The organism is Luteibacter sp. dw_328 (genome assembly GCF_018449605.1).
Classification (GTDB): domain Bacteria; phylum Pseudomonadota; class Gammaproteobacteria; order Xanthomonadales; family Rhodanobacteraceae; genus Luteibacter.
The window spans coordinates 934,530-954,437 of sequence record NZ_JAAVUW010000001.1 but is presented as its reverse complement, the minus strand read 5'-3'; the positions used below and the strand labels follow the sequence as shown (position 1 = coordinate 954,437).

Annotated in this window: 16 protein-coding genes; 8 read left to right on the top strand and 8 right to left on the bottom strand. The window is 64.6% G+C overall.

Annotated features, from left to right (window positions below; translation table 11 throughout):
• The first annotated feature begins 38 nt into the window (after positions 1-38).
• Positions 39-545, top strand: coding sequence for a J domain-containing protein (locus tag HB634_RS04010; RefSeq protein ID WP_213947634.1), 507 nt, complete (start codon positions 39-41; stop codon positions 543-545).
• Here HB634_RS04010 and HB634_RS04005 read toward each other — a convergent pair.
• From HB634_RS04005 to tviB, 4 genes are all read right to left on the bottom strand, one after another.
• On the bottom strand, positions 542-1,942 hold the full coding sequence (locus HB634_RS04005; RefSeq protein ID WP_213947633.1) for a TIGR03013 family XrtA/PEP-CTERM system glycosyltransferase: 1,401 nt from the start codon (positions 1,940-1,942) through the stop codon (positions 542-544). The genes HB634_RS04010 and HB634_RS04005 overlap by 4 nt on opposite strands.
• 149 nt (positions 1,943-2,091) lie before the next feature.
• Positions 2,092-3,762, bottom strand: coding sequence for a GMC family oxidoreductase (locus tag HB634_RS04000; protein WP_213947632.1), 1,671 nt, complete (start codon positions 3,760-3,762; stop codon positions 2,092-2,094).
• Positions 3,763-3,823: 61 nt separating this feature from the next.
• Positions 3,824-4,834, bottom strand: coding sequence for an NAD-dependent epimerase (locus HB634_RS03995; RefSeq protein ID WP_063572852.1), 1,011 nt, complete (start codon positions 4,832-4,834; stop codon positions 3,824-3,826).
• Positions 4,835-4,850: 16 nt separating this feature from the next.
• Positions 4,851-6,119: a Vi polysaccharide biosynthesis UDP-N-acetylglucosamine C-6 dehydrogenase TviB gene (gene tviB, locus HB634_RS03990; protein ID WP_255548384.1), complete on the bottom strand. Its 1,269-nt coding sequence runs from the start codon at positions 6,117-6,119 to the stop codon at positions 4,851-4,853.
• A 328-nt stretch (positions 6,120-6,447) separates the two neighbouring features.
• Between tviB and HB634_RS03985 the strand changes: the two genes are divergently transcribed.
• From HB634_RS03985 to HB634_RS03975, 3 genes are all read left to right on the top strand, one after another.
• Positions 6,448-7,104 carry a response regulator transcription factor gene (locus HB634_RS03985; protein ID WP_063571298.1) on the top strand — a complete coding sequence of 219 codons (657 nt, stop codon included), beginning with the start codon at positions 6,448-6,450 and terminating at the stop codon, positions 7,102-7,104.
• A gap of 32 nt (positions 7,105-7,136) precedes the next feature.
• The gene (locus HB634_RS03980) at positions 7,137-9,383 is read left to right on the top strand and encodes an ATP-binding protein (RefSeq protein ID WP_213947630.1); all 2,247 of its coding nucleotides are present in this window, start codon (positions 7,137-7,139) and stop codon (positions 9,381-9,383) included.
• A gap of 187 nt (positions 9,384-9,570) precedes the next feature.
• On the top strand, positions 9,571-10,431 hold the full coding sequence (locus tag HB634_RS03975; RefSeq protein ID WP_063571300.1) for an aldo/keto reductase: 861 nt from the start codon (positions 9,571-9,573) through the stop codon (positions 10,429-10,431).
• On the opposite strand, the gene HB634_RS03970 is transcribed toward HB634_RS03975, so the two are convergent.
• On the bottom strand, positions 10,424-11,833 hold the full coding sequence (locus HB634_RS03970) for a diguanylate cyclase (RefSeq protein ID WP_213947629.1): 1,410 nt from the start codon (positions 11,831-11,833) through the stop codon (positions 10,424-10,426). The two genes, HB634_RS03975 and HB634_RS03970, sit on opposite strands and share 8 nt — an antisense overlap.
• Positions 11,834-12,660: 827 nt before the next feature.
• Positions 12,661-13,965 (bottom strand): NAD(P)/FAD-dependent oxidoreductase, encoded by a 1,305-nt coding sequence (locus tag HB634_RS03965; protein ID WP_213947628.1) that lies wholly within the window; start codon positions 13,963-13,965, stop codon positions 12,661-12,663.
• A 186-nt stretch (positions 13,966-14,151) separates the two neighbouring features.
• Between HB634_RS03965 and argS the strand changes: the two genes are divergently transcribed.
• The gene (argS, locus tag HB634_RS03960; RefSeq protein WP_213947627.1) at positions 14,152-15,915 is read left to right on the top strand and encodes an arginine--tRNA ligase; all 1,764 of its coding nucleotides are present in this window, start codon (positions 14,152-14,154) and stop codon (positions 15,913-15,915) included.
• A 157-nt stretch (positions 15,916-16,072) separates the two neighbouring features.
• On the opposite strand, the gene HB634_RS03955 is transcribed toward argS, so the two are convergent.
• On the bottom strand, positions 16,073-16,414 hold the full coding sequence (locus HB634_RS03955; RefSeq protein ID WP_063571304.1) for a carboxymuconolactone decarboxylase family protein: 342 nt from the start codon (positions 16,412-16,414) through the stop codon (positions 16,073-16,075).
• A gap of 140 nt (positions 16,415-16,554) precedes the next feature.
• Between HB634_RS03955 and tehA the strand changes: the two genes are divergently transcribed.
• Both tehA and HB634_RS03945 read left to right on the top strand, forming a co-directional pair.
• The gene (gene tehA / locus HB634_RS03950) at positions 16,555-17,532 is read left to right on the top strand and encodes a dicarboxylate transporter/tellurite-resistance protein TehA (protein ID WP_213947626.1); all 978 of its coding nucleotides are present in this window, start codon (positions 16,555-16,557) and stop codon (positions 17,530-17,532) included.
• A gap of 122 nt (positions 17,533-17,654) precedes the next feature.
• Positions 17,655-18,272, top strand: coding sequence for an OmpW family outer membrane protein (locus HB634_RS03945; RefSeq protein WP_345777456.1), 618 nt, complete (start codon positions 17,655-17,657; stop codon positions 18,270-18,272).
• Here the strand turns inward: HB634_RS03945 and rclC are convergent.
• Positions 18,260-18,838: a reactive chlorine resistance membrane protein RclC gene (gene rclC, locus HB634_RS03940; RefSeq protein WP_213947624.1), complete on the bottom strand. Its 579-nt coding sequence runs from the start codon at positions 18,836-18,838 to the stop codon at positions 18,260-18,262. The genes HB634_RS03945 and rclC overlap by 13 nt on opposite strands.
• 95 nt (positions 18,839-18,933) lie before the next feature.
• Between rclC and HB634_RS03935 the strand changes: the two genes are divergently transcribed.
• Positions 18,934-19,854, top strand: coding sequence for an AraC family transcriptional regulator (locus HB634_RS03935; protein ID WP_063571565.1), 921 nt, complete (start codon positions 18,934-18,936; stop codon positions 19,852-19,854).
• Positions 19,855-19,908: the final 54 nt, after the last annotated feature.

Below are 19,908 nucleotides of genomic sequence, written 5' to 3'. Positions count from 1 at the left end.
ACGATACGTCGTGCACGTCGCGACAGGGGAGCCGCACGGTGGCCGATGAAACCGACTTTCTCGACCTTTACGGCAAGCTCCGCCTGGAGCCGAACTGCTCGTTGGCCGAGTTCAAGCAGGCCTACCGGCGACACGTTGCAGCCTGGCATCCGGATCGCCGTCGCGGCAGCCGCGCCGACACCCTCGCCGCCGCGCGTCTTCAGCGCCTTACGGCTCAATACAGCGCGGCGATGGAATTCCACCGGCGTCATGGGCGCTTGCCCGGCGCGGCGGCGTTACCGCGTACTGCCGTGTTAGTGGCGGATAGCACGGAAACCGCCGTATATGTCGAGAACGATCTGCCCACCGCGGCCGTCGCTGCTTCAGGCACGCAGGGTGGCGACGAACGCTTCGAGGAAACGCCCCTGCGGGCATGGCGCACTCGCTGGCTCTGGCTTGCCGCGCTGGTGATTGTCGCGGTGATCGCATGGTCGCTGATTCCCGTCGGCGGCACGGATGACGACGATGCCGCGACCGAAACCGTCAGCATGGCATCCACGCCTTAGCGCGCTCCGCGGCCGAACAACACCACCTCGACCGTCTCGATCAGGATCACCATGTCGAGGAAGAGGTTGTGGTTCTTCACGTAGAAGAGGTCGTACTTGAGCTTCTCCGCGGCATCTTCCTCGGAAGCACCGTAGGGATAGCTCAGTTGCGCCCAGCCGGCGAGACCCGGCTTGATGCTGTGGCGCAGGTTGTAATAGCGGATCTTCGTTTCCAGGTCCGACACGAACTGCGGACGTTCCGGGCGCGGACCGACGATGCTCATGTCGCCACGGATCACATTCCACAGCTGCGGCAGCTCATCGAAGCGTAGCTTGCGGCAGATCCGGCCGACGCGCGTTATCCGGTCGTCGTTGCTCTTTGCCCAACGTGCCACGCCGTCCATCTCGGCGTCGGTACGCATGCTGCGGAACTTGTAGAGCCAGAAGGGACGGCCATGCTCGCCGACGCGTTCCTGACGGTAGAAAATGGGCTGGCCGCGTCCGGACTCCACGCGAATGAAAAGCATCACGCCAAGCATGATTGGCCAGCAGAGCAGGGCGATCGCGAGCGAAGCGACGATGTCGAAGCTACGTTTCAGGAAGACAGCCGCCGGTGATGCGTTGAAGCCGCCGGAGAAAACCAGCCACGAAGGGTCGAGCATGGTCAGCTGCACACGACCCGCCTCGCGCTCGACGAAGGTCGTCAGGTCGGTGATCTGCACGCCGAGCTGACGGCAGGCGAGGAGGTCGTCCATCGGCAGGCTGCCGCGGCGATCGTCCACGCCGACCACGATCTCGTTGAGGTGTTCGCGACGCGCGAGCTGGGCCAAGGATTCATCGCGCGCCAGGAGAAGGTTCTCGGGCACCATGACGGTTTCGTTCGGGCCTTGCAGGTAGCCGATGAGGCAGAAGCCGCGGCGGTCCGAGCGACGGCGCATGCGGTTGTGGATCTGCGCGGCGCGTTGTCCCGCGCCTAGCACCACCACGCGTCGCTTCAGCGACTCCATCTCTACCAGTCGCATGAACAGGCCGCGAAAGGCCGCCGTGGCGACGAAGGCGATGAGCAGTGCCATGCCGAGCACGCCGCGACCGACATAGGCCTGCGGAATCACGTAGTAGCCGACCACCAGGGCAAGACCGCCCAGCACGAAGGCGATGGCGTGGCGTGCGAGCTGGCCCCGCCAGCTCATGCGCAACGTGGAGCGGTATTCGCCGAGTGCCGCCATGCCCAAGAAGATCACCGCCGCGAACATCACCGCACGCGCGGTCAGTGTCTGTGTCGATGCGGCGAGGTCGTCGGGCGATGGGGCGAACCGGATATAGGTCGCGACGTTGAGCGAGGCGGCCAGCAACAGCAGTTCACAGGCACCCATCAGGATAAGCCAGCGAACGATCGGCTGTCTGAAAAGACGGATCATCGTGTTCCCCTCCGCACGTTGTCCGAACGTGTCGATACATGGAGGCTAGAAACCTGGGCACGTTCTGTCGATTGCACTTCCGGTCGTCGCACGGCTAGGCCAAACGGCCGCCTGATGCATCGGTGTATCGCCCCCCTGTAACACCAGCGTTACAGGCCGGACTCGGCGACGCTCAACAACACACGCAGTTGTTCCGCCAGACGAAGACTCAGCGCGATCAGAGTGAAGGTCGGGAATGCCCAACCACCGGTGGGGAACACCGAACTGCCGGCGACATGAAGATTGGCGACGCCGTGGACCTTGCCCTGGGTGTCGACGACGCCTTGTGTCGCGTCCTCGGCCATGCGCGTGGTGCCCATGTGGTGCGCCGTGCCGTGCACTTCCGAAGGCGCATCGACGTCGGTTGTCCATGCAGCGGCGTCGAACCGTCCCGCGCAGGCCTGCGCCAGGCGATCGCCCGTCAATGCACCGAGTACGCGATGCGTATGCCGGTCGAGTTCGGTGAGGCGCCAGTCCACGCGGACACGGCGCAGACCCAGTGCGTCGCGCGTGTCGTCGAGCGTGACACGGCTGTCGCGATTCGGGGCCTGCTCGAAGAAGCCGACGAGCTCCACGCGATCGCTGCCCACCGTGGGACGGTCGCTCACTTTTGACGCCACCGCGCGGATGACATCACCGATGTGCAGGCCGAGTCGCATCGCACTGATCGCAAGGTTCTGTGGCATGGCGATGGCTGCCGCACCGCCTGGCCCGTTCTGCAGGGCCGCTGAAAGGCGCGCTTCCAGCAAGGTGGCTTCATCGCGCGCCGGCGGGCGCAACGCGGCGCGTACATCGCGCAGGGCGCGGATGCCGCGGGGTACGTCACCCTCCACCGCGAACGGATGGACGCGCGCATTGAGGGTGTGGTGCTCGCGTTGGGCTGCCGGTGAAAGGCCGATTTCCGAGGCGACCGATGCGCGTATCTTGCCTATCGTGCGCTCGTAGGGCCGGGTGAGGCGGTCAGGGTGTTCCGACCGGATGCTGCCGATTGCACCGCTGGGATGGTCCATGAAGTAGCGGCCGACAAGGTCGCGATCGTTCCCCAATCCCTTCGGCGCCACACTGTCGGAGAGCAGCAGTATGCGCGCGTTTTCGATGCCGCCCGCGGCCAGTACGTAATGCCGCGCACGCACGTGCCCGCGCCGCCCGTCGAGCGAGCCGATCGTGGCGTCGGTTACCGTCGTCGCGTTCTCGCTCGCGCGCAGTTCCATCACGTTGGCATGCAGCAGCACGGTGACATTGGCCGCCTGGCCGAGGGCGTCGCGGTATGCGTCACCGAAGGTGATCGGGCTGCGCGCGAAGATGAAGTTGACCATGGCCTCGGCGTCGAGATCGAGCGGGACTCGCGGCGTCGGCCCGTCGAACGTTCCGGGGCGAAACGCGTGTTCCGGCTCGATCTGGCAGAACTCACGCGCCTTCGCGTACCACGGTGCGAGGTCGGCATAACGCAACGGCCAGCCGCTATCGGGCACCCAGTCGCGCGGCTCGAGATCGGTATTGGCCAGCGGGATGCAGCCACCACCCCAGAGCGTGCAGCTTCCCCCGAAGACGCGCATGCGCGAGGTGCCGGCGTCGAATGGGGTGCTCCCTGCGGAGCTTCCTTCGTAGAGCGACTGACTGCGATCCTCGCCAGTGAGGCCGCCACCTTCGATCAGGCAGACCGTGGTCGAGGTGCCGATGAAGGACCGTGCAATCGCGATGCCGGCAGGGCCCGCGCCAATGACACAGAGATCCGCCTGATAGTCGGCAGCGGCCGACCTGTCGAGGTAGTCGATGATCACGGGGTGTATCTCCCAGCGTCGTGAGTCGTGTGTTGTTGTTGTTCTTGTTGTGCGGCGAGTCCTACGCCCGGTAGTAACCCCGATACCAATCCACGAACTTGCCCACGCCCTCGCTGACGTCCACCTTGGGCAGATAGCCGGTGGCCTGGACCAGGGCGGAAACGTTGGCTTCGGTGTCGGGTACATCACCGGCCTGCAGGGGGAGCATTTCCATGCGTGCCGTTTTTTTAAGGCATTTCTCGAGCACCCGGATGTACTGCATGAGCTCCACCGGCTTTTCGTTGCCGATGTTGTAGATACGGTAGGGCGCGACGCCGCTGGAGCCCGGATCGGGTCGGTCGCCCGACCAGTTCACATTCTTTTCGGGTATCTGGTCCAGCGTGCGCAATACGCCTTCGACGATGTCGTCGACATAGGTGAAGCTGCGCTTGTGATGACCATGGTTGAAAACCTGGATCGGTTCATCGGCAAGGATCGCCCTGGTGAACAGGAACAGCGCCATGTCCGGGCGGCCCCAGGGGCCGTAGACGGTGAAGAAGCGCAAGCCGGTGCAGGGCACGCCGTAGAGATGCGCGTAGCTGTGCGCCATCTGTTCGTTGGCTTTCTTCGAGGCGGCATAGAGCGTCAGTGGATGTTCGGTCGGCTGGTGCTCGGAGAAGGGCATGCGCGTATCCGCGCCGTAAACCGAGCTGGTCGAGGCGAAGACCAGGTGCTCCACGCCGTGACGACGGCAGCCCTCGAGGACGTGCAGGAAGCCGGTGACATTGCTGGCGATGTAGACGTGCGGATTCTCCGCGGCATAACGCACGCCGGCCTGCGCCGCGAGGTTGACCACACGTTGCGGCTTGTGCGTGACAAAGGCGTTTTCGACGGCGTCGCGGTCGGCGAGATCGGCGTGGATATGGGTATAGCCCGGCTGGTTGGCGAAACGTGCCAGCCGTGCCTTCTTCAGTTCCACGTCGTAGTAGTCCGACAGGCTGTCGAAGCCGATCACTTCATCGCCGCGCTCGAGCAGACGCATGGCCACGTGCGAACCGATGAAGCCAGCGGTGCCGGTGACGAGGACTTTCATGCTGGAGAGGCCGCGGTCAAAGCCGTCCGTCCACCGCATCGCGCGGCAGCACGTACTTGACGTCGTAGACCACGGAATCGGCCTTGCCGAAGGCGCGGATGCCTGTGGCGCCCAAGGCGACAAATTCGCGATGGCCCACGGCGACGACAACGGCATCATAGGCGCCATGCGCCGGATCGGCCATGGGCGTGATGCCGTATTCGTGCTCGGCCTCACTGGCACGCACCCAGGGGTCGTGCACGTCCACGCCGACCCCATAGGTGTCGAGGGCGTTGATGATGTCGACCACGCGGGTGTTGCGCAGGTCCGGGCAGTTTTCCTTGAAGGCCAGGCCGAGGATCAGGACCCGGGCGCGCACGGGATTGATCCCCTTGCGCACCATCAGCCGTACCACTTCCGAGGCAATGTACGTGCCCATGCCGTCGTTGGTGCGCCGGCCGGCGAGGATTACGTCGGGATGGTGGCCGACCTGCTGCGCCTTGTGGGTCAGGTAGTAAGGGTCGACGCTGATGCAGTGTCCGCCGACCAATCCGGGCCGGAAAGGCAGGAAATTCCACTTGGTGCCGGCGGCTTCGAGCACCTCGAGGGTGTCGATGCCCAGCTTGTTGAAGAGAATGGCGAGGTCGTTGACCAGGGCGATGTTGAGATCACGCTGGGTGTTCTCTATCACCTTGGCGGCCTCGGCTACCTTCAGCGAGCTGGCCCGATGCGTGCCTGCCGTGATCACCGAGCGGTACAGCGCGTCGACGAAGTCCGCCGTGGCCGGGGTCGATCCCGAGGTGACTTTGAGTATTCCCGTAACACGATGCGTCTTGTCGCCCGGGTTGATGCGTTCCGGACTGTAGCCGGCAAAGAAATCTTCGTTGAAGACGAGGCCGGAGAATTTCTCCAGGATGGGCACGCAGACCTCTTCGGTGCAGCCCGGATAAACCGTCGATTCATAGACCACGATGTCGCCGCGCTTGAGCACTTTGCCGAGGGTCTCACTCGCGCGCATCAGTGGCGTAAGGTCCGGCCGCCGAGCGTCGTCGATCGGCGTCGGCACGGTGACGATGTAGACATCGCACTCGGCCAGATCGTCGATTCCTGAGGAAAAACGCAACCGACGCGAGGCGACAAGCTCCTCGCCATCCACCTCCAGCGTGACGTCATGGCCGCGACGGAGCTCTTCGATGCGACCGGAATTGATGTCGAATCCGAGGGTTGCGTACCGCTTGCCGAATTCGACGGCGAGCGGCAGGCCCACGTACCCCAATCCGACAATGCCGATGCGCACCGTGTCCAGCGAGAGTGTGACGGCTTCCCCCGCACGCTCGTACGGCTGGCCGTCGGCGACGGGTTCGCGCACGGCGGCGGTGCCGGCCGGTCTGCGGCTTACTGTATCCATGCCCGCGTCCTACCCCTTGTTGGTCGGAAATCCCCGTCTTGCGGGGCGATGAGAGGTTAGCAATCCACTGGTGGATTGCCTGTACGGCTTACGGAGGTAGCCGAATGGCCGATACGACGTTCATGGAGCTGCTGGCGTTTACAAGCCTCCATCGCCGATATATCGTTCATTCCGCTCCGCTTAAGAGGCAGGGCATATGACTACAAGGCAGCCCCCCGATCGACTCATGTCCGCGCGAACCTACACCGGCTCAGTGCGCGTGGCCTTGCTGGACGATCATGCGCTCGTCCTCAAAGGGCTCATTGCGCACCTTGAGAGAATCCCTTCGATCCTGATCGTCGGCAGCCACGGCAGCAGCCAGCCCTTCCGGGCGATGCTGGCGGCCATGCCCGTGGACGTCGCCCTGATCGACTACTCCCTGGCCATGGATGACATCGACGGTGTCGCGCTGATCAAGCTGCTTCGGGCGTCGCATCCGGCGTTGAAGATTCTCGTTGTCTCCGCTCACGGTTCGCGCCTGGTCATCAGCAGTCTCTTGCAGGCAGGTGCACACGGCTTCGTCGCGAAGAGCCAGGAGCTCGATGAGATTATTCGTGCGATCGACGCCGTGATGACCGAGCGGGAATACCTGCCACCGGGTATGGTCAGCGGATTGGCGGCTCATCCCATGGCTGACCTTTCACCTCGCGAATGGGAGGTCGTTCGCTGTGTGCTGGAAGGCCTGTCGGTGACGCAGATCGCCAACAAGTTCAACCGCAGCCTGAAGACGGTCAGCACCCAGAAGACGGCGGCCTACCGGAAGCTGGATATCCGAGCGGATAACGAATTGCATATGCTGCGCGCGTACCTGCTGGCATCGGACAGCGAGGTGCCGTCGAAGTGAGGCGATGGATCGCGTGTTTCCTGATCGGGTTCATGATGACGGCCGGTGCCGCAACGGATCCGCCGGATCCCGATCGCCAGCGCTGGGTCGCGCAGCATCCCGTGCTGCGTCTTGCGATCGACCCGCAGCAGGGCGCCGAGATTCGTGGTGGGGAAGCCAATCCCCTGGTCAGCCAGTACCTGGCGTTGGTCGCGGAACATACGGGCGTCCGTTTCGAGACGTTGCGCACCTCCTCGTGGGAGGAGTCCGTCAAAGCCTTCACCGAGCATCGCGTCGACCTGCTGCCTTCGACCAGTGACCGAATGGTCGTGGCCGACCTGGGCGACCGCGCCCTTCTTTCGGCACCGTTCTACGTGGGTCGGACCCTGATCGTGACCCGCACCGTCGGCCCGGCGAAGGTGGTGATGCGTGACCTGGACGGCCATACGGTCGCCTTCAAGGGCGGCGGTGCCTACGAGAGCTGGCTCAAGCGGGAACATCCACTGGTGACGCGTCTTCCGCTGGACGACATCCACGAGGTGCTTGCCGCGGTGGAAAGCGGTATCGCGGACGCTGCCGTGGGTATGGACGTCGCATACCACCCCATCGTGCGCCGCGACTACGCCTCCAGCCTGCGCGTCGCCGGCGATGTGCCCGACATGCCGGTGACTGTCAGGGTGGTCGTGCAGCGCGACGAACCGGAACTGATCGACATGCTCGACAGGGGCATGCGCCGCATCACCGCCGACGAGAACGAGGCGGTGATCGAGCGCTGGCTGGAGGCGGCATACCTGCGCGCACCGACCCTGTCGCAGGTCGTGTCGGTGTACCAGGGAGAGATCGCGTTGGGTGGCTGCCTGGTCCTGGTGTTGATGTTCGCCTTGTGGCAGATGCGCCGGGCGCAGCTCGCATCACAGCGTGGCGAGCAACAGAAGACCATGCTGCTCGCGGTGATGAGCCACGAGGTGCGCAATGCGGTCAATGCCGTCGTCTCATCGATCGACCTGATGGCCCGGCAGCCACTGGAGGGGCCGCAGCGAGACCTCATGGCGATAGCGCAGTCGAGTAGCCGCAATCTGCGCACGCTGCTGAAGAGCGCACTCGACTACACCCGATCCGAGGTGCAGGGCTTCACGCCCGATCTCGTGTCCTGCGATGCGTTGGCCGTGGCGCGGCAGGTCATCGAGTCGCAGCGCACGGCGATCGAGGCGAAGGATCTCCATATGCGCCTCGACCTCCCCATGGGGCCGCTGCCCTGGTTACTCCTCGACGAGACCCGGCTGCGCCAGGTCCTGGAGAACCTGCTCGCGAATGCCGTGAAGTACACGCAGCAAGGGCATGTGGGCATCGCACTTTGGCAAGGCACGGAAGAGACGGCCGACAGCGTGCGGCGGTTGGTCATCGAAGTCTTCGACACCGGTATCGGTGTGCCGGTCGACCGGCAGCGCGAGCTGTTCCGCGCGTTCGCCCAGTCGAATGGACCGCTCGATACACGGCTCGGCGGCACGGGCCTGGGCCTGGCGATCTGTCGCGATATCGTCACGCACCTGGGTGGACGGCTCGACCTCACCAGCGAAGTGGGCGTCGGCACGGCCGTGCGCATCGAATTGCCGACCAGTCTCGTGCCTGCCGTCACGACGGTTACCGACGACGACCCGCTCGATGTGGCGAAGGACGAGCCCTTCGGCACGGTGCTTCTGGTCGAGGATCACCCGGCGAATCGCCAGATCATCGCGGCGCAGCTCAAGTTCATCGGCTATGCGACGCATGCGGTGGATCACGGGCAGGCAGCGATCGACGTATTCGAGGCGGGACGCTACGTCGGCGTCTTGCTCGACTGTGAGCTACCTGACATGCAGGGATACGATATCGCCGCCGAGTTGCGCGCTCGCGAGCGGTCGGCTGGTGGGCCTCGCACACGGTTCATCGCCATCTCGGCCAATCACGGCGAGGCCCACATAAGGCGCTGTGAAGAAAGCGGCATCGATACCGTGCTGGGTAAGCCGCTCTCGCTTGAAGGGCTGAAGGCCGCTCTTGTGGCACCGCGCACGGAGTCGGAGATCGATGCGACCTTCATCAAGGAGTGTCTCAAGGATCTCGCCGCCATCCGTGCCGCGGTAGCGGCGACTGACCTCACTAGCGCGGCCCATTTCGCGCACCGTCTCAAGGGCGGTGCGCTGGTCTGGGGCGCGACCTCCATCGTGACGGACATCGATCGCATCGAGCGGGCACTCGCCGGAGATCCTGTGGACGGCAGGCTTGTCGGGCAGCTTCTTGATGCGATTGCCGCACGACTCTGACTGGCGACAACAGCATTTTTGGACGAAACCTGCGCGGTTTGCCATCACGTGCTTCAAGCTCGCGCGAACGCAAGCTTGTACGATGTCTGTCATCATCGCATCGATATATCGCGACGCCCTTTAAACGTGCGATGGCGTACCAATGTCTGTCTGACTTTCCTTCGTCCCAACGTAACGGAGTCTACCGATGGCAAACATCAACGCATCCGCGAGCGGCACGTTCAAGATCGGCGGCGATCTCGAGGTCAATCGACTCGGCTTCGGCGCCATGCGCATCACCGGAAAGGGAATCTGGGGTGATCCGGCCAACCCCAAGGCCGCCCGCGAAACCCTGGCGAAGCTGCCCGAGCTCGGCGTCAACCTGATCGACACGGCCGACAGCTATGGTCCTTACGTCAGTGAGGATCTGATCCGGGAAGTCCTGCATCCCTACAAGGGCCTCGTGATTGCGACCAAGGGCGGACTGACCCGCCACGGTCCGGACATCTGGGCTCCGCTCGGCCGTCCCGAGTACCTGCGCCAGTGCGTGCTGATGAGCCTGCGTCGCCTCGGCGTGGAACGTATCGACCTCTGGCAGCTGCATCGTGTCGACGAGAAGGTGCCGCAGGACGAGCAGTTTGGCGTCATCCGCGACATGCAGAACGAGGGCCTGATTCGCCACGTGGGTCTTTCCGAGGTCAACGTCGGCCAGATCGAAGCGGCATCGAAGTTCTTCAAGGTCGCGACCGTGCAGAACCTCTACAACCTCGGCAACCGCCAGAGCGAGGCCGTGGTCGACTACGCGGATAAGCACAACATCGGCTTCATCCCCTGGTTCCCGCTTGCCGCCGGCGAGCTGGCGAAGGAGGGGTCGGTCTTGTCGAAGATTGCCAAGAAGCTGAACGCTACCGACGGCCAGGTCGCCCTGGCATGGTTGCTCAAGCGTTCGCCGGTGATCCTGCCTATCCCGGGCACGGGTAGCCCCGACCACCTCGAAGAGAACGTCAAGGGTGCATCCCTGAAGCTGTCACAGGAAGACTTCGAAGCCCTGGAGCACGCTGTCAAATAATCGCGGAACGGCTGGCCCGCGCCTCATAGAGGCGCTGGTCGGCACGACTCAACGCCGCATCTAACGGGGTGCCGGCTAGCTTCATCGCTGCGCCCAGCGTAAAGCCGATCGGCGCGGATTGCGCATCGTCACGCAGACGGGCGCTGACCTCGGCGAGTTGCCGGTCATCGGCGCTACGCAATACCACCAGGAACTCGTCGCCACCCAGGCGAACCACGGCGTCTTCGTCGCGCACGCGTGCCCGGAGAAACGTCGCCATATCGACCAGCACGTCGTCGCCGCGCTGGTGGCCGTAGGTATCGTTGACGGCCTTGAAGTGGTCGAGGTCCACGGTGATGCAGCCGAGGGTTTCGTCACGCGTCATGTCACCGAGCTGGCCCAGATAGCGACGGTTGAAGCAGTGGGTGAGGGGATCGCTCAGCGACCACTCGCGAAGCTGCCGCTCCTGCCGGTGCTGCTCGGTGATGTCCTGCGCGTGACCGAGGACGTAGCGCTCTTCGTCGTCCTCATCGAGCACGTTGTGATAGGCCCAGATCCGCAACTCACCGTTGGCCGCGCGCAGTTCGAGGCGACCCGAGTCGCTGCCTTCGTCGATGATCCGGCGTAGATAGGCGTTGAACGCGGGAACCATTTCCGGGCGCATGAACTCGGCGAGCGACCTGCCCATCAGGCTGTTGATCGGGTAACCCAGTGACTTGGCCGCCGCGGGATTGACCGAGAGAAGGACGCCGTCGAGGTCGTGCGTGCAGATCAGGCCGAGGCTGTAGTGAAACAACTGGCGAAACCGACGCTCGCTTGCTTCCAGTGAGGTGACCGCGCGCCGGCGGTGCATTTCCCATTCCTGTGCGGTGCGCCTGAGATCGCGTTCCAGGGTGACCTCGCGGGCAAGTGCGGCGTTGCGTTCGACGGCTGTCGCGCGCTGTTCCAACGCCATCCCTACGAGACCGGCCAGGGTGGCTAGGATGTCCCGCTGGGTGGGTGTCAGCTCCCGGGGGACATGGTCGATGACGCAGAGCGTGCCCATGCCGGAGCCGCCCTCCATGGCGATCGGCATACCCGCATAGAACCGGATGTTGGGATCCGCTTCGACCAAGGGGTTATCGGCAAAGCGATGGTCTTTGTGGGTATCGCGCACTTCGAACAGGGTGCTGCCGTGGATCGCATGGGCGCAGAAAGAAATGTCGCGGGGCGTCTCGGTCGTTCCGTCCAGGCCCACCTGGGCCTTGAACCACTGGCGGTCATGATCGATCAGGCTGACCAGGGCGATCGGCGATCCCGTCACCAGGGAGGCTACCCGCACGATCCCGTCGAAAAAGGGCTCCGGCGCCGTGTCCAGCACCGCAAGGCCGCGCAGTCGCTCGAGGCGGCGCACTTCGTCGTCGGGTAAGGGCGCGGCTAGCATCGCGGCTCCTGAAGTGGGGACAGCGGAACGTAGCGGCTCGGCAGCCTGCCGGACGTGATCCACGTCACTATCCGGAGGACGGGTCGCTTGGCATTGCCATGGTTATAGCGGCTTGCGCGGGTTTTTGCGTGAATCCTTGGGAATCCGTGCAGGCTCGTAACTCAGGAGCCTGTGGGTTCGGTCGGAGGTGGAGGAAGCATCTTGTGCGTCCAGAGCGCGGGGCGGTCCGCTGGTCGGCTGCCGGTCTTCACCCGGTCGGCGAACTGAAACGCCCGAAGTTCTGAATCGAGAAGGTGCTCACGCGTCCAGTCTGCGTGCCGCTTAAGGTGTTCGGTGACAGCTCGATCCCCTGGCGAACCGTCAGGCGGTCTGGATGGAATGACAAGGCCGATGCGTACCGCCGGAAAATCGGTCTTCATCATTCGGAGGGCCGGTGACAAGTCCGAGTCGTTTGAAACGATGCCGCCGGATCTTGCACGTGCAGGACGTGCCGAAGCAACGCGCCTACGTCGAGCCATTTGAATGAGGTTCCTCGAAGGCAGCCGTAAAAAAGGTTGTATCCGTCAACATACGCGATCGTTCGCAATCCCTTGCTCCAAATTCCAAAGCTCCAAATGAAAACACCGGCACGATGGCCGGTGTTTTCGCCCTGAGCGCGGTTGCGAACTGAATCGGCCGAGCAAAGGGTGAGTCGTGCGGTAGATACTGCGGTACGTCGGCGCCCCCTCGTCAATGCTGCCAGTCGCTGCCCAAAAGTAAGATCTCGCTTCAGTCGATGTAGGGCAGCGCCGCCCTCTATATGGCTGGCGTGTTCGCGGTCGTCCCTTTTAATGGAGCTTTACGGGTGGCAGCGTTGTATTTCGTAGCCAGTCGGCCAGCCATAGCGCGGTAGCCCGCGGCCAGCCATGAAGCGTGGCGCGGTGCAGTTGCTGCAGCGATACGTAGAGCATCTTCGCCACCCAGCCCCGCATGGGGATGATCGACCGGCCCTTGGGCCCCGAAGGTAGTTCGCCCGTCGCCTGACGGGACCCGAGCGACACCAGCGTGCCCTTGGAGTGGTAGACGAAGGGCGCGACGTTCTCACCGCGCAGGGCGCGGGGCAGGGCACGTGCCAGGTAGGTCGCCTGCTGGTGGGCCGCCTGTGCGGTGGGTGGGACGCTGGGGCCGCCGGGAGCCGTGGTGGCGAACGCACAATCGCCCATGGCATAGATGTCAGTCAGGCCCTGGGCCTTGAGCTGGCCGTCCACCAGGATGCGCCGGTCCTTCGACAGTTCGAACGGGCCGAGGCCCTTCACCATGTCGTGCCCCGTCACGCCTGCGGCCCACACCTGGATATCGCAATGCACGCTGCTGCCGTCCGACAGATGGAAGGCGCCGTCTTCGACCGCATCCACGCCGACACCCGTGCGCAGCGTCACGCCCATGCGCCGGAGGATCTTCTCGGCGGACTCCGACGTGCGCGGATCGACGTTGGGAAGCACGCGCTTCGCCATATCCATCAGGGTGATATCCAGCTTGCTTGCCGGATCGAGACCGCCATAGCGGTGCATATCGTTGAAGGCGTGGTGCAGCTCGGCCGCCAGCTCCACCCCGGTGGCTCCGGCGCCCACGATGCCGATGCTGATGCGTTTTTCCGGATCGCCCGCCGTGCGCAGCGCCAGTGCCAGGATCTTGCGACGCAGGTCGATCGCCTGTGCAGGGCTGTCCAGCATGTCGCAGTATTCGAGGACGCCGGGCGTGCCGAAATCGTTCACCCTGCTGCCGAATGCGAGTACGAGGGTGTCGTAGGTGAGGGTGCGGGCCGGCAGGATGATCTCCTCGGTGAGCGGAAAGCGGACCTCGTCGAGGGCGAGGGTCTTCGCCGCAGGGTCCACGTGCCGCAGCGCGCCGGGTTCGAAACGGTATCCGTGCGATTGCGCGTGCGCCAGATAGGGCACCGCCTCTTCGCCATCGCCCAGCAGCCCGACCGCGAGCTCGTGCAGGCGTGGCTTCCAGAAATGGCTGGAGTCCCGGTCGACGAGGGCGACATCGAAGTCGCCACGCTTGCCCAGGCGTGCCGCCAGTTCGATGCCCGCCGCGCCACCGCCCACGATCACGATGCTATGGGCACCGGGTCGCTTTGAAGCCGTCATACGAGTCTCCTCAAATAGCCTGGTTCCGAGCATACGCATGGATTCGTTGCTTGCTTGCGAAGACTGATCTTTTCCGGCTAAATCGAGAACATGACTCCCGCACGACTGCTCCGACGACGAACGATGCGCTAGCACCACGCGGCGCGCCCATGCGTGCGCCTGTGCCCATCGGTTACGGAGAAGCCCATGTTCCTGTCCCTGGCGTCGCATGTCGACGCCTCGCTCGCCACCGTGTTCGCGGCCCTTGGGCTGCCCACGGCGTTCGCTCGCGCCCAGCCCTCGACGCGGTCGGATTTCGGCGACTTTCAGTGCAACGCCGCGCTGGCCCTCGCTCGTGAACAGGGGCGGCCGCCGCGTGCCATCGCGGAAGACATCGCGGGTCTGCTCCGGCAGGAGGCGATATTTTCGGCCGTCGAGGTCGCCGGACCAGGCTTCGTCAACCTGACGCTGGCTGCACCCTTTCTGGCGGCCTCTGCACGGGCCACGATCGCTCATGCGGGCCTTGGCATACCCGACCTGGGCCAGGGCCGTCTGGTGATCCTCGACTTCGGCGGCCCCAACGTGGCCAAGCCCCTCCACGTGGGGCATCTCCGTTCGCTGGTGCTCGGTGAAAGCCTGCGCCGCATCCATACGGCGCTCGGCTGGCGCACGTTGGGCGATGCGCATCTGGGCGACTGGGGCTTGCAGATGGGCATGCTGAGCTCGGCCATACGGCATCGTGACCCGTCACTGGCCTTCTTCAGCCGCGGTGACAACGAGGCCTTCCCGTCGAACGCGCCGGTGACCCTGGATGAACTCGAGCGTCTGTATCCCGAGGCGGCGGCTGCCTGCCGCAGCGATGCCCGGCGCATGGCCGAGGCCCGCGCCGACACCGCGGCCCTGCAGGCGGGCGATCCCGGGTTGCTCGCCTTGTGGCGTTCGTTGCGCGCCTTGAGCCTGACCTCCCAGGTGGCGGACTTTCGCGAGCTCGGTGTGGTGTTCGATGCACTCGACGGCGAGAGCGACGTACGCGATGCCATCACGCCCCTCGTCGAGCGCCTTCGTGCCAGCGGCATCGCTCGCGAAAGCGAAGGTGCGCTGGTCGTGGATGTCGCTACGGCGGAGGACACCTTTGAGGTACCGCCGCTCTTGCTGGCCAAGCGCGACGGTGCGGCGCTCTATGCAACGACCGATCTGGCCACGCTGGAGGCGCGTGCCACGCACGAAGGCCTCGCACGCGTGGTGTACGTCGTCGATCAGCGGCAGGCGCTGCATTTCGAGCAGGTCTTCCGCGTGGCGGGCAAGGCCGGCATCGCGGCAGGCGTGGAATTGATCCACGTCGGCTTCGGCACCGTGAACGGACGCGATGGCCGGCCGTTCAAGACGCGCGATGGCGGCGTGGCACGGCTTACTGAATTGCTCGACGACGCGATGGCCAAGGCCACCGAGCGTATCGAAGGTTCGGGTTACGGAAGGGAGCTGGATGCGGCAGGAAAGCGTGCACTGGCCCGGCGCATCGGCATCGGGGCAGTGAAGTTCGCCGATCTCTCGGGGGACCGGCTGTCGGGCTACGTGTTCGATGTCGAGCGGATGGTGGCCTTTGAAGGGCGCACCGGGCCGTATCTGCAATACGCCTGTGTGCGGTTGCGTTCGTTGTTGGCGAAGGCGGACGGCGTGACGGTCGCGGAGCCCGGTGTGCCGGTGCACGGCAGCGAACGGGCGCTGGTCATGGCATGCCTGGGTTTCGGCGATGTCGTGGCGGAGTCGGTGCGCCTGATGCAACCGGGGGTGCTTGCGGAATATGCGTTCGGACTGGCGCAGCGTTTCAGCCGGTTTTACGCCGAGTGCCCGGTGTTGGCCGAGCCTGACCTCGGCACGCGTACGTCGCGGTTGGGTTTGTGCGTGTTTACCCTGGGCGTGCTGGAGCGTGCGCTGTCGTTGCTTGCGATTGACGTGCCTGAGCGTATGTAGGGTTGTCGCTAGCACCCATCGCCGATGAATCGGCTCCTACACAGAGCACGTGGCGCGTCCAGAGAGCACGTGGCGCGTCCAGAGAGCACGTGGCGCGTCCAGAGAGCGTGGGACGCGCCCAGATAGCGCGGGGCGCGTCCCCAAGGCACGTGGCGCGTCAGGCTTTGGAATAGGCCTCGGTGGCGTCCATGACGCGGGCGGAATAGACCAGGGCTGCGCCGGCGTTAAGGGCGACGGCCACGCCGAGTGCTTCGGCGATTTCCTCGCGTGTCGCCCCTTGCTTCAGCGCTTCGGCGGTGTGCACGGTGATACAGCCGTCGCAACGCGTCGTCACCGAGATGGCCAGGGCGATCAGTTCGCGCGTCTTCGCATCGAGGTGGTTCGTCTTGGCGCCGGCACCGGACAAGGTCTGGTACCCCTTGATCGTGTCGGGGCTGAGCTTGGCGATTTCACCAATACGGGCGCCGAGTTCGTTGCGATATTCAGGCCAATCGAGCATGGGGGTTTCCTCCGGAATGGCCGGCGGCACGGGTTTGCGTCGTCGGTGAGAACATGATGGTCCTGGCGCGTGCGCCGGGAAATACGCGAAACGATCTAGTTCTGGCGCATGCGTCTCACGGTCACCTGCAAGGGGGTTTCATGGCTCTTCCGCGTCCCATTCCCGCGTCGTTCTTCGGCATGGTGCTTGGCCTGGTCGGTCTGGGCGCCAACTGGCGCACGGCGTCGCGCCTCTGGGGCCTGCCAGCCGCGATCGGCGAAAGCATCATGGCGGTGGCCTTCGTGGTCTGCGCAGTGCTCACCCTGGCCTACGCGTACAAGTGGCTGGTGCATCGTGCGGCCGCTATCGAGGAAGCGCGGCATCCCGTGCAGTGTTGCTTCATCGGTCTGGTGCCATCGTCGGGCGCCCTGATGGGCATCGTGCTTGCACCGCACGCGCACGGCCTGGCCGTGGCGGCCCTGCTGACCGGCGGCGTAGGGCAGGTAGTGTTCGCGCTATGGCGCTTTGGCGCCATGCTCCAGGGCGACCGCGACATATCCACCACCACACCGGTGATCTACCTGCCTTCGGTCGCCGGTAACCTGATCATCTCGGCGGCAGCAGGTCTGCTCGGTTTCCCCTCGTGGGGCATCCTGTTCTTCGGCGTCGGCGTGTTCAGCTGGCTCGCGCTCGAGTCGGTCATCGTCAATCGTCTGCTCAACGCCACGCCCTTGCCGCCGCCTTTGCGGCCGACGTTGGGCATCCAGCTCGCACCCCCCGCCGTCGCGGCGGCAGCGTGGCTGGCGAACACGCAGGGCGCTCCGGAACTCATGGTCCAGGCCGCGTGGGGCTATGGCCTCGTGCAGTTGCTGATGATGATTCGTCTGTTTCCATGGATCGCGAAGCAGCCGTTCGCGTCGAGCTACTGGGCTTTCAGCTTCGGCATCACGGCGCTATCGGGCAGTGCCTTGACCATGACTCTGCGCGGGTTGACGGGTGCGATCGCCGAGCTGGCACCGGTGCTGTTCGTCTTCACCAACCTGGTGATGGTGGTCTTGACCGTCGGTACGGTCGTGCGCCTCGCGCAGAACAAACTGCTGCCGCCGACCGTGGCCGCCGCCCCGCCAGCAACGTCGTAACGCCGGGCGACGATCGGGCAGATTGTCGCGTCGAAACGACATTCCTCATCTCGCATGCGTTGACTTCCTAACCTGTGCGCATCCGGTCGTCATGACCGATGCAAGCAGGCAAGGAGTTCAACGTGTATCCCCTGAAAAAGCTCATCATCGCGGGCGTTCTGTGTGTTGCACCCGTCGGTGGCACCCTCGCGGAAGGCGTTGAATCGCCGTGGATCGTGCATGTCGGTGCCCATGTGGTCGATCCGACATCGAACTCGGGCGACCTCGCCGGCCTGTCGGCGAGCACCACGCGAAGCATGCGCCCCTCGGTCAGCGTGGAGTACCTGCTGGCGCCTGCATGGCGCATCGAGGTTCTGGCCGCACTGCCGTTCAAGCACGATGTTCGCCTCGACGGCCAGCGTGCGGTAAGCGTGAAACAGCTACCTCCCGTCGTCGGTGTGAACTACCACTTTCTGGCGGGCCGGGCGGTTTCGCCATTCCTCGGTGTCGGTATCAACTACACGCATTTCTTCGATGCGAAGGGCCACAACGCGCTGGACGGCACTACGGTGGGCCTTGGCGACAGCTGGGGTGTCGCATGGCACGGCGGCGTCGATATCGCACTCGACGCGCGCTGGACCGTCACCGTCGACGCGCGCTGGATGGACATCGATTCCAGGGTGAAGGTGGACGGTGCCCGTGTCGGCACCGCCCACGTCGATCCCTGGGTCTACGGGGTGAGCGTCGGTTATCGCTTCTGATCGCCGGCGAGGATCGCCTTGGCCGCGTCGATGCCGATGATCCACGATCCCGCCAGCATCATCGTGTCCTTGAGCACCAGGCGCCCGGCACCCGACAGATACGGGAATCCGTGTTGCGCGTCACCGAGCGCGGGGACCCACGCTTCAGGGGTGGTGAACAGGAAAGACAAGGTGACGAGCGTGGTGGCGAAAGCGAGGAAAGAGCCGAGCAGACCAAGCTTCTTCGATAGCGGATACGCCAGTACCAGCACCGCGATAGTCCATTCGACGACACCCAGGCCGGTGGAGAAGCCATAGGTGTTGTTCGCCGTCTGCCATTCCCGCTGCTCGGGCACCAGCTGGCCTTCGTGCGTGAGGTGCGCCTTGTATTCGTCAGGGTGGTTGTAGAAAAACGACATCACGGGGCTGTTGGCGACGAAGGGTGTGATGCTGTCGGCCTCGAACGGAACGAACTTCAGTGCACCGATCCAGAGGAAGACGATGGCGATGGCGATGCGCATGAGGTTCGGGCCGAGACGCTCGGTTCGAACGAAGGTGGCGAGGATCTGGCGGGCAGTGGCGTTCATGGGGAGGGCTTTCTTCTGGGAGGTCGAAGAAAGTGTTGCCCAGCACGGTGAGAGGATGAATACTCATATCACTCAATGAATGGCGCGAACGTCTCATGGATGCCTTGACCCGCGTGCTAGAACTGGCCCAGGTGCAGGGCGTCCTGGACCTTCGCTGCCAGCTGGCGGGCGGCTTCAGCCTCGACCACGTGGATGCCGAGCCCGGCGAGGCGCCCTTTCATCTGGTCCTGGGCGGAAGCGCGGCCATGGAGCTGCCGGGCCACACAGTGGTGATGGAAGCGGGTGACCTGCTGGTGCTACCCCAGGGCACTCGCCACCGCGTCCACGATCTGCGCGGGCGGGATGTCACTACCACCCTCTCACTCGATCATGCAGGTCCCTTCCGCATCAAGCGCAATACCGAAGGGGACACCGATCTCGATCTGCTCTGCGGCCGCTTCACCTTCGCGCCGGACGCGGGGAAGTTACTGTTCAGTGCCTTGCCCGAGGTACTCCATGTACGGCTCGGTCGCGAGCACGGGCTGGACGCACTGTCCGGCATCGTAAGGATGTTTCGCGACGAGGTGGCGCGCATGGATCCGGGTGCGCTGGCCGTGGTCACGGCGCTGACCCAGGCGCTGTTCGTCTTCGCACTCCGCGCGCAGTTGCGCGATGGGCTCATGCCGCCCTCCTTGCTCGGTCTCATGGTCGATCCCCGGCTCAGTCGCGCCTTGCTCGCCATGCTGCGCGAGCCCGAGCGCGAGTGGACGGTGGGCTCGCTCGCCGAACAGGCGGCGATGTCGCGCGCCACGTTCGCACGTCACTTCGAGGCACGAGGAAACGTCGCCCCGCACGAGGTACTGACACTCTTGCGCATGCACGTAGCCGCGGAGCTTCTGCGCCGTGGCGAACTCACTGCCGGCGCCGTGGCCGAGCGCGTGGGGTATCGTTCCGAGTCCGCGTTCGGCAAGGCGTTTGCGCGCGTCATGGGCACGACGCCGGCACGTTTTCGTCGCGATGGAAGAGCCGCTTCGTAGCGCAAGATCCGGATGGTGGCGCAGGCAGTGCGAGCGGAACATGGCCTCGTACCC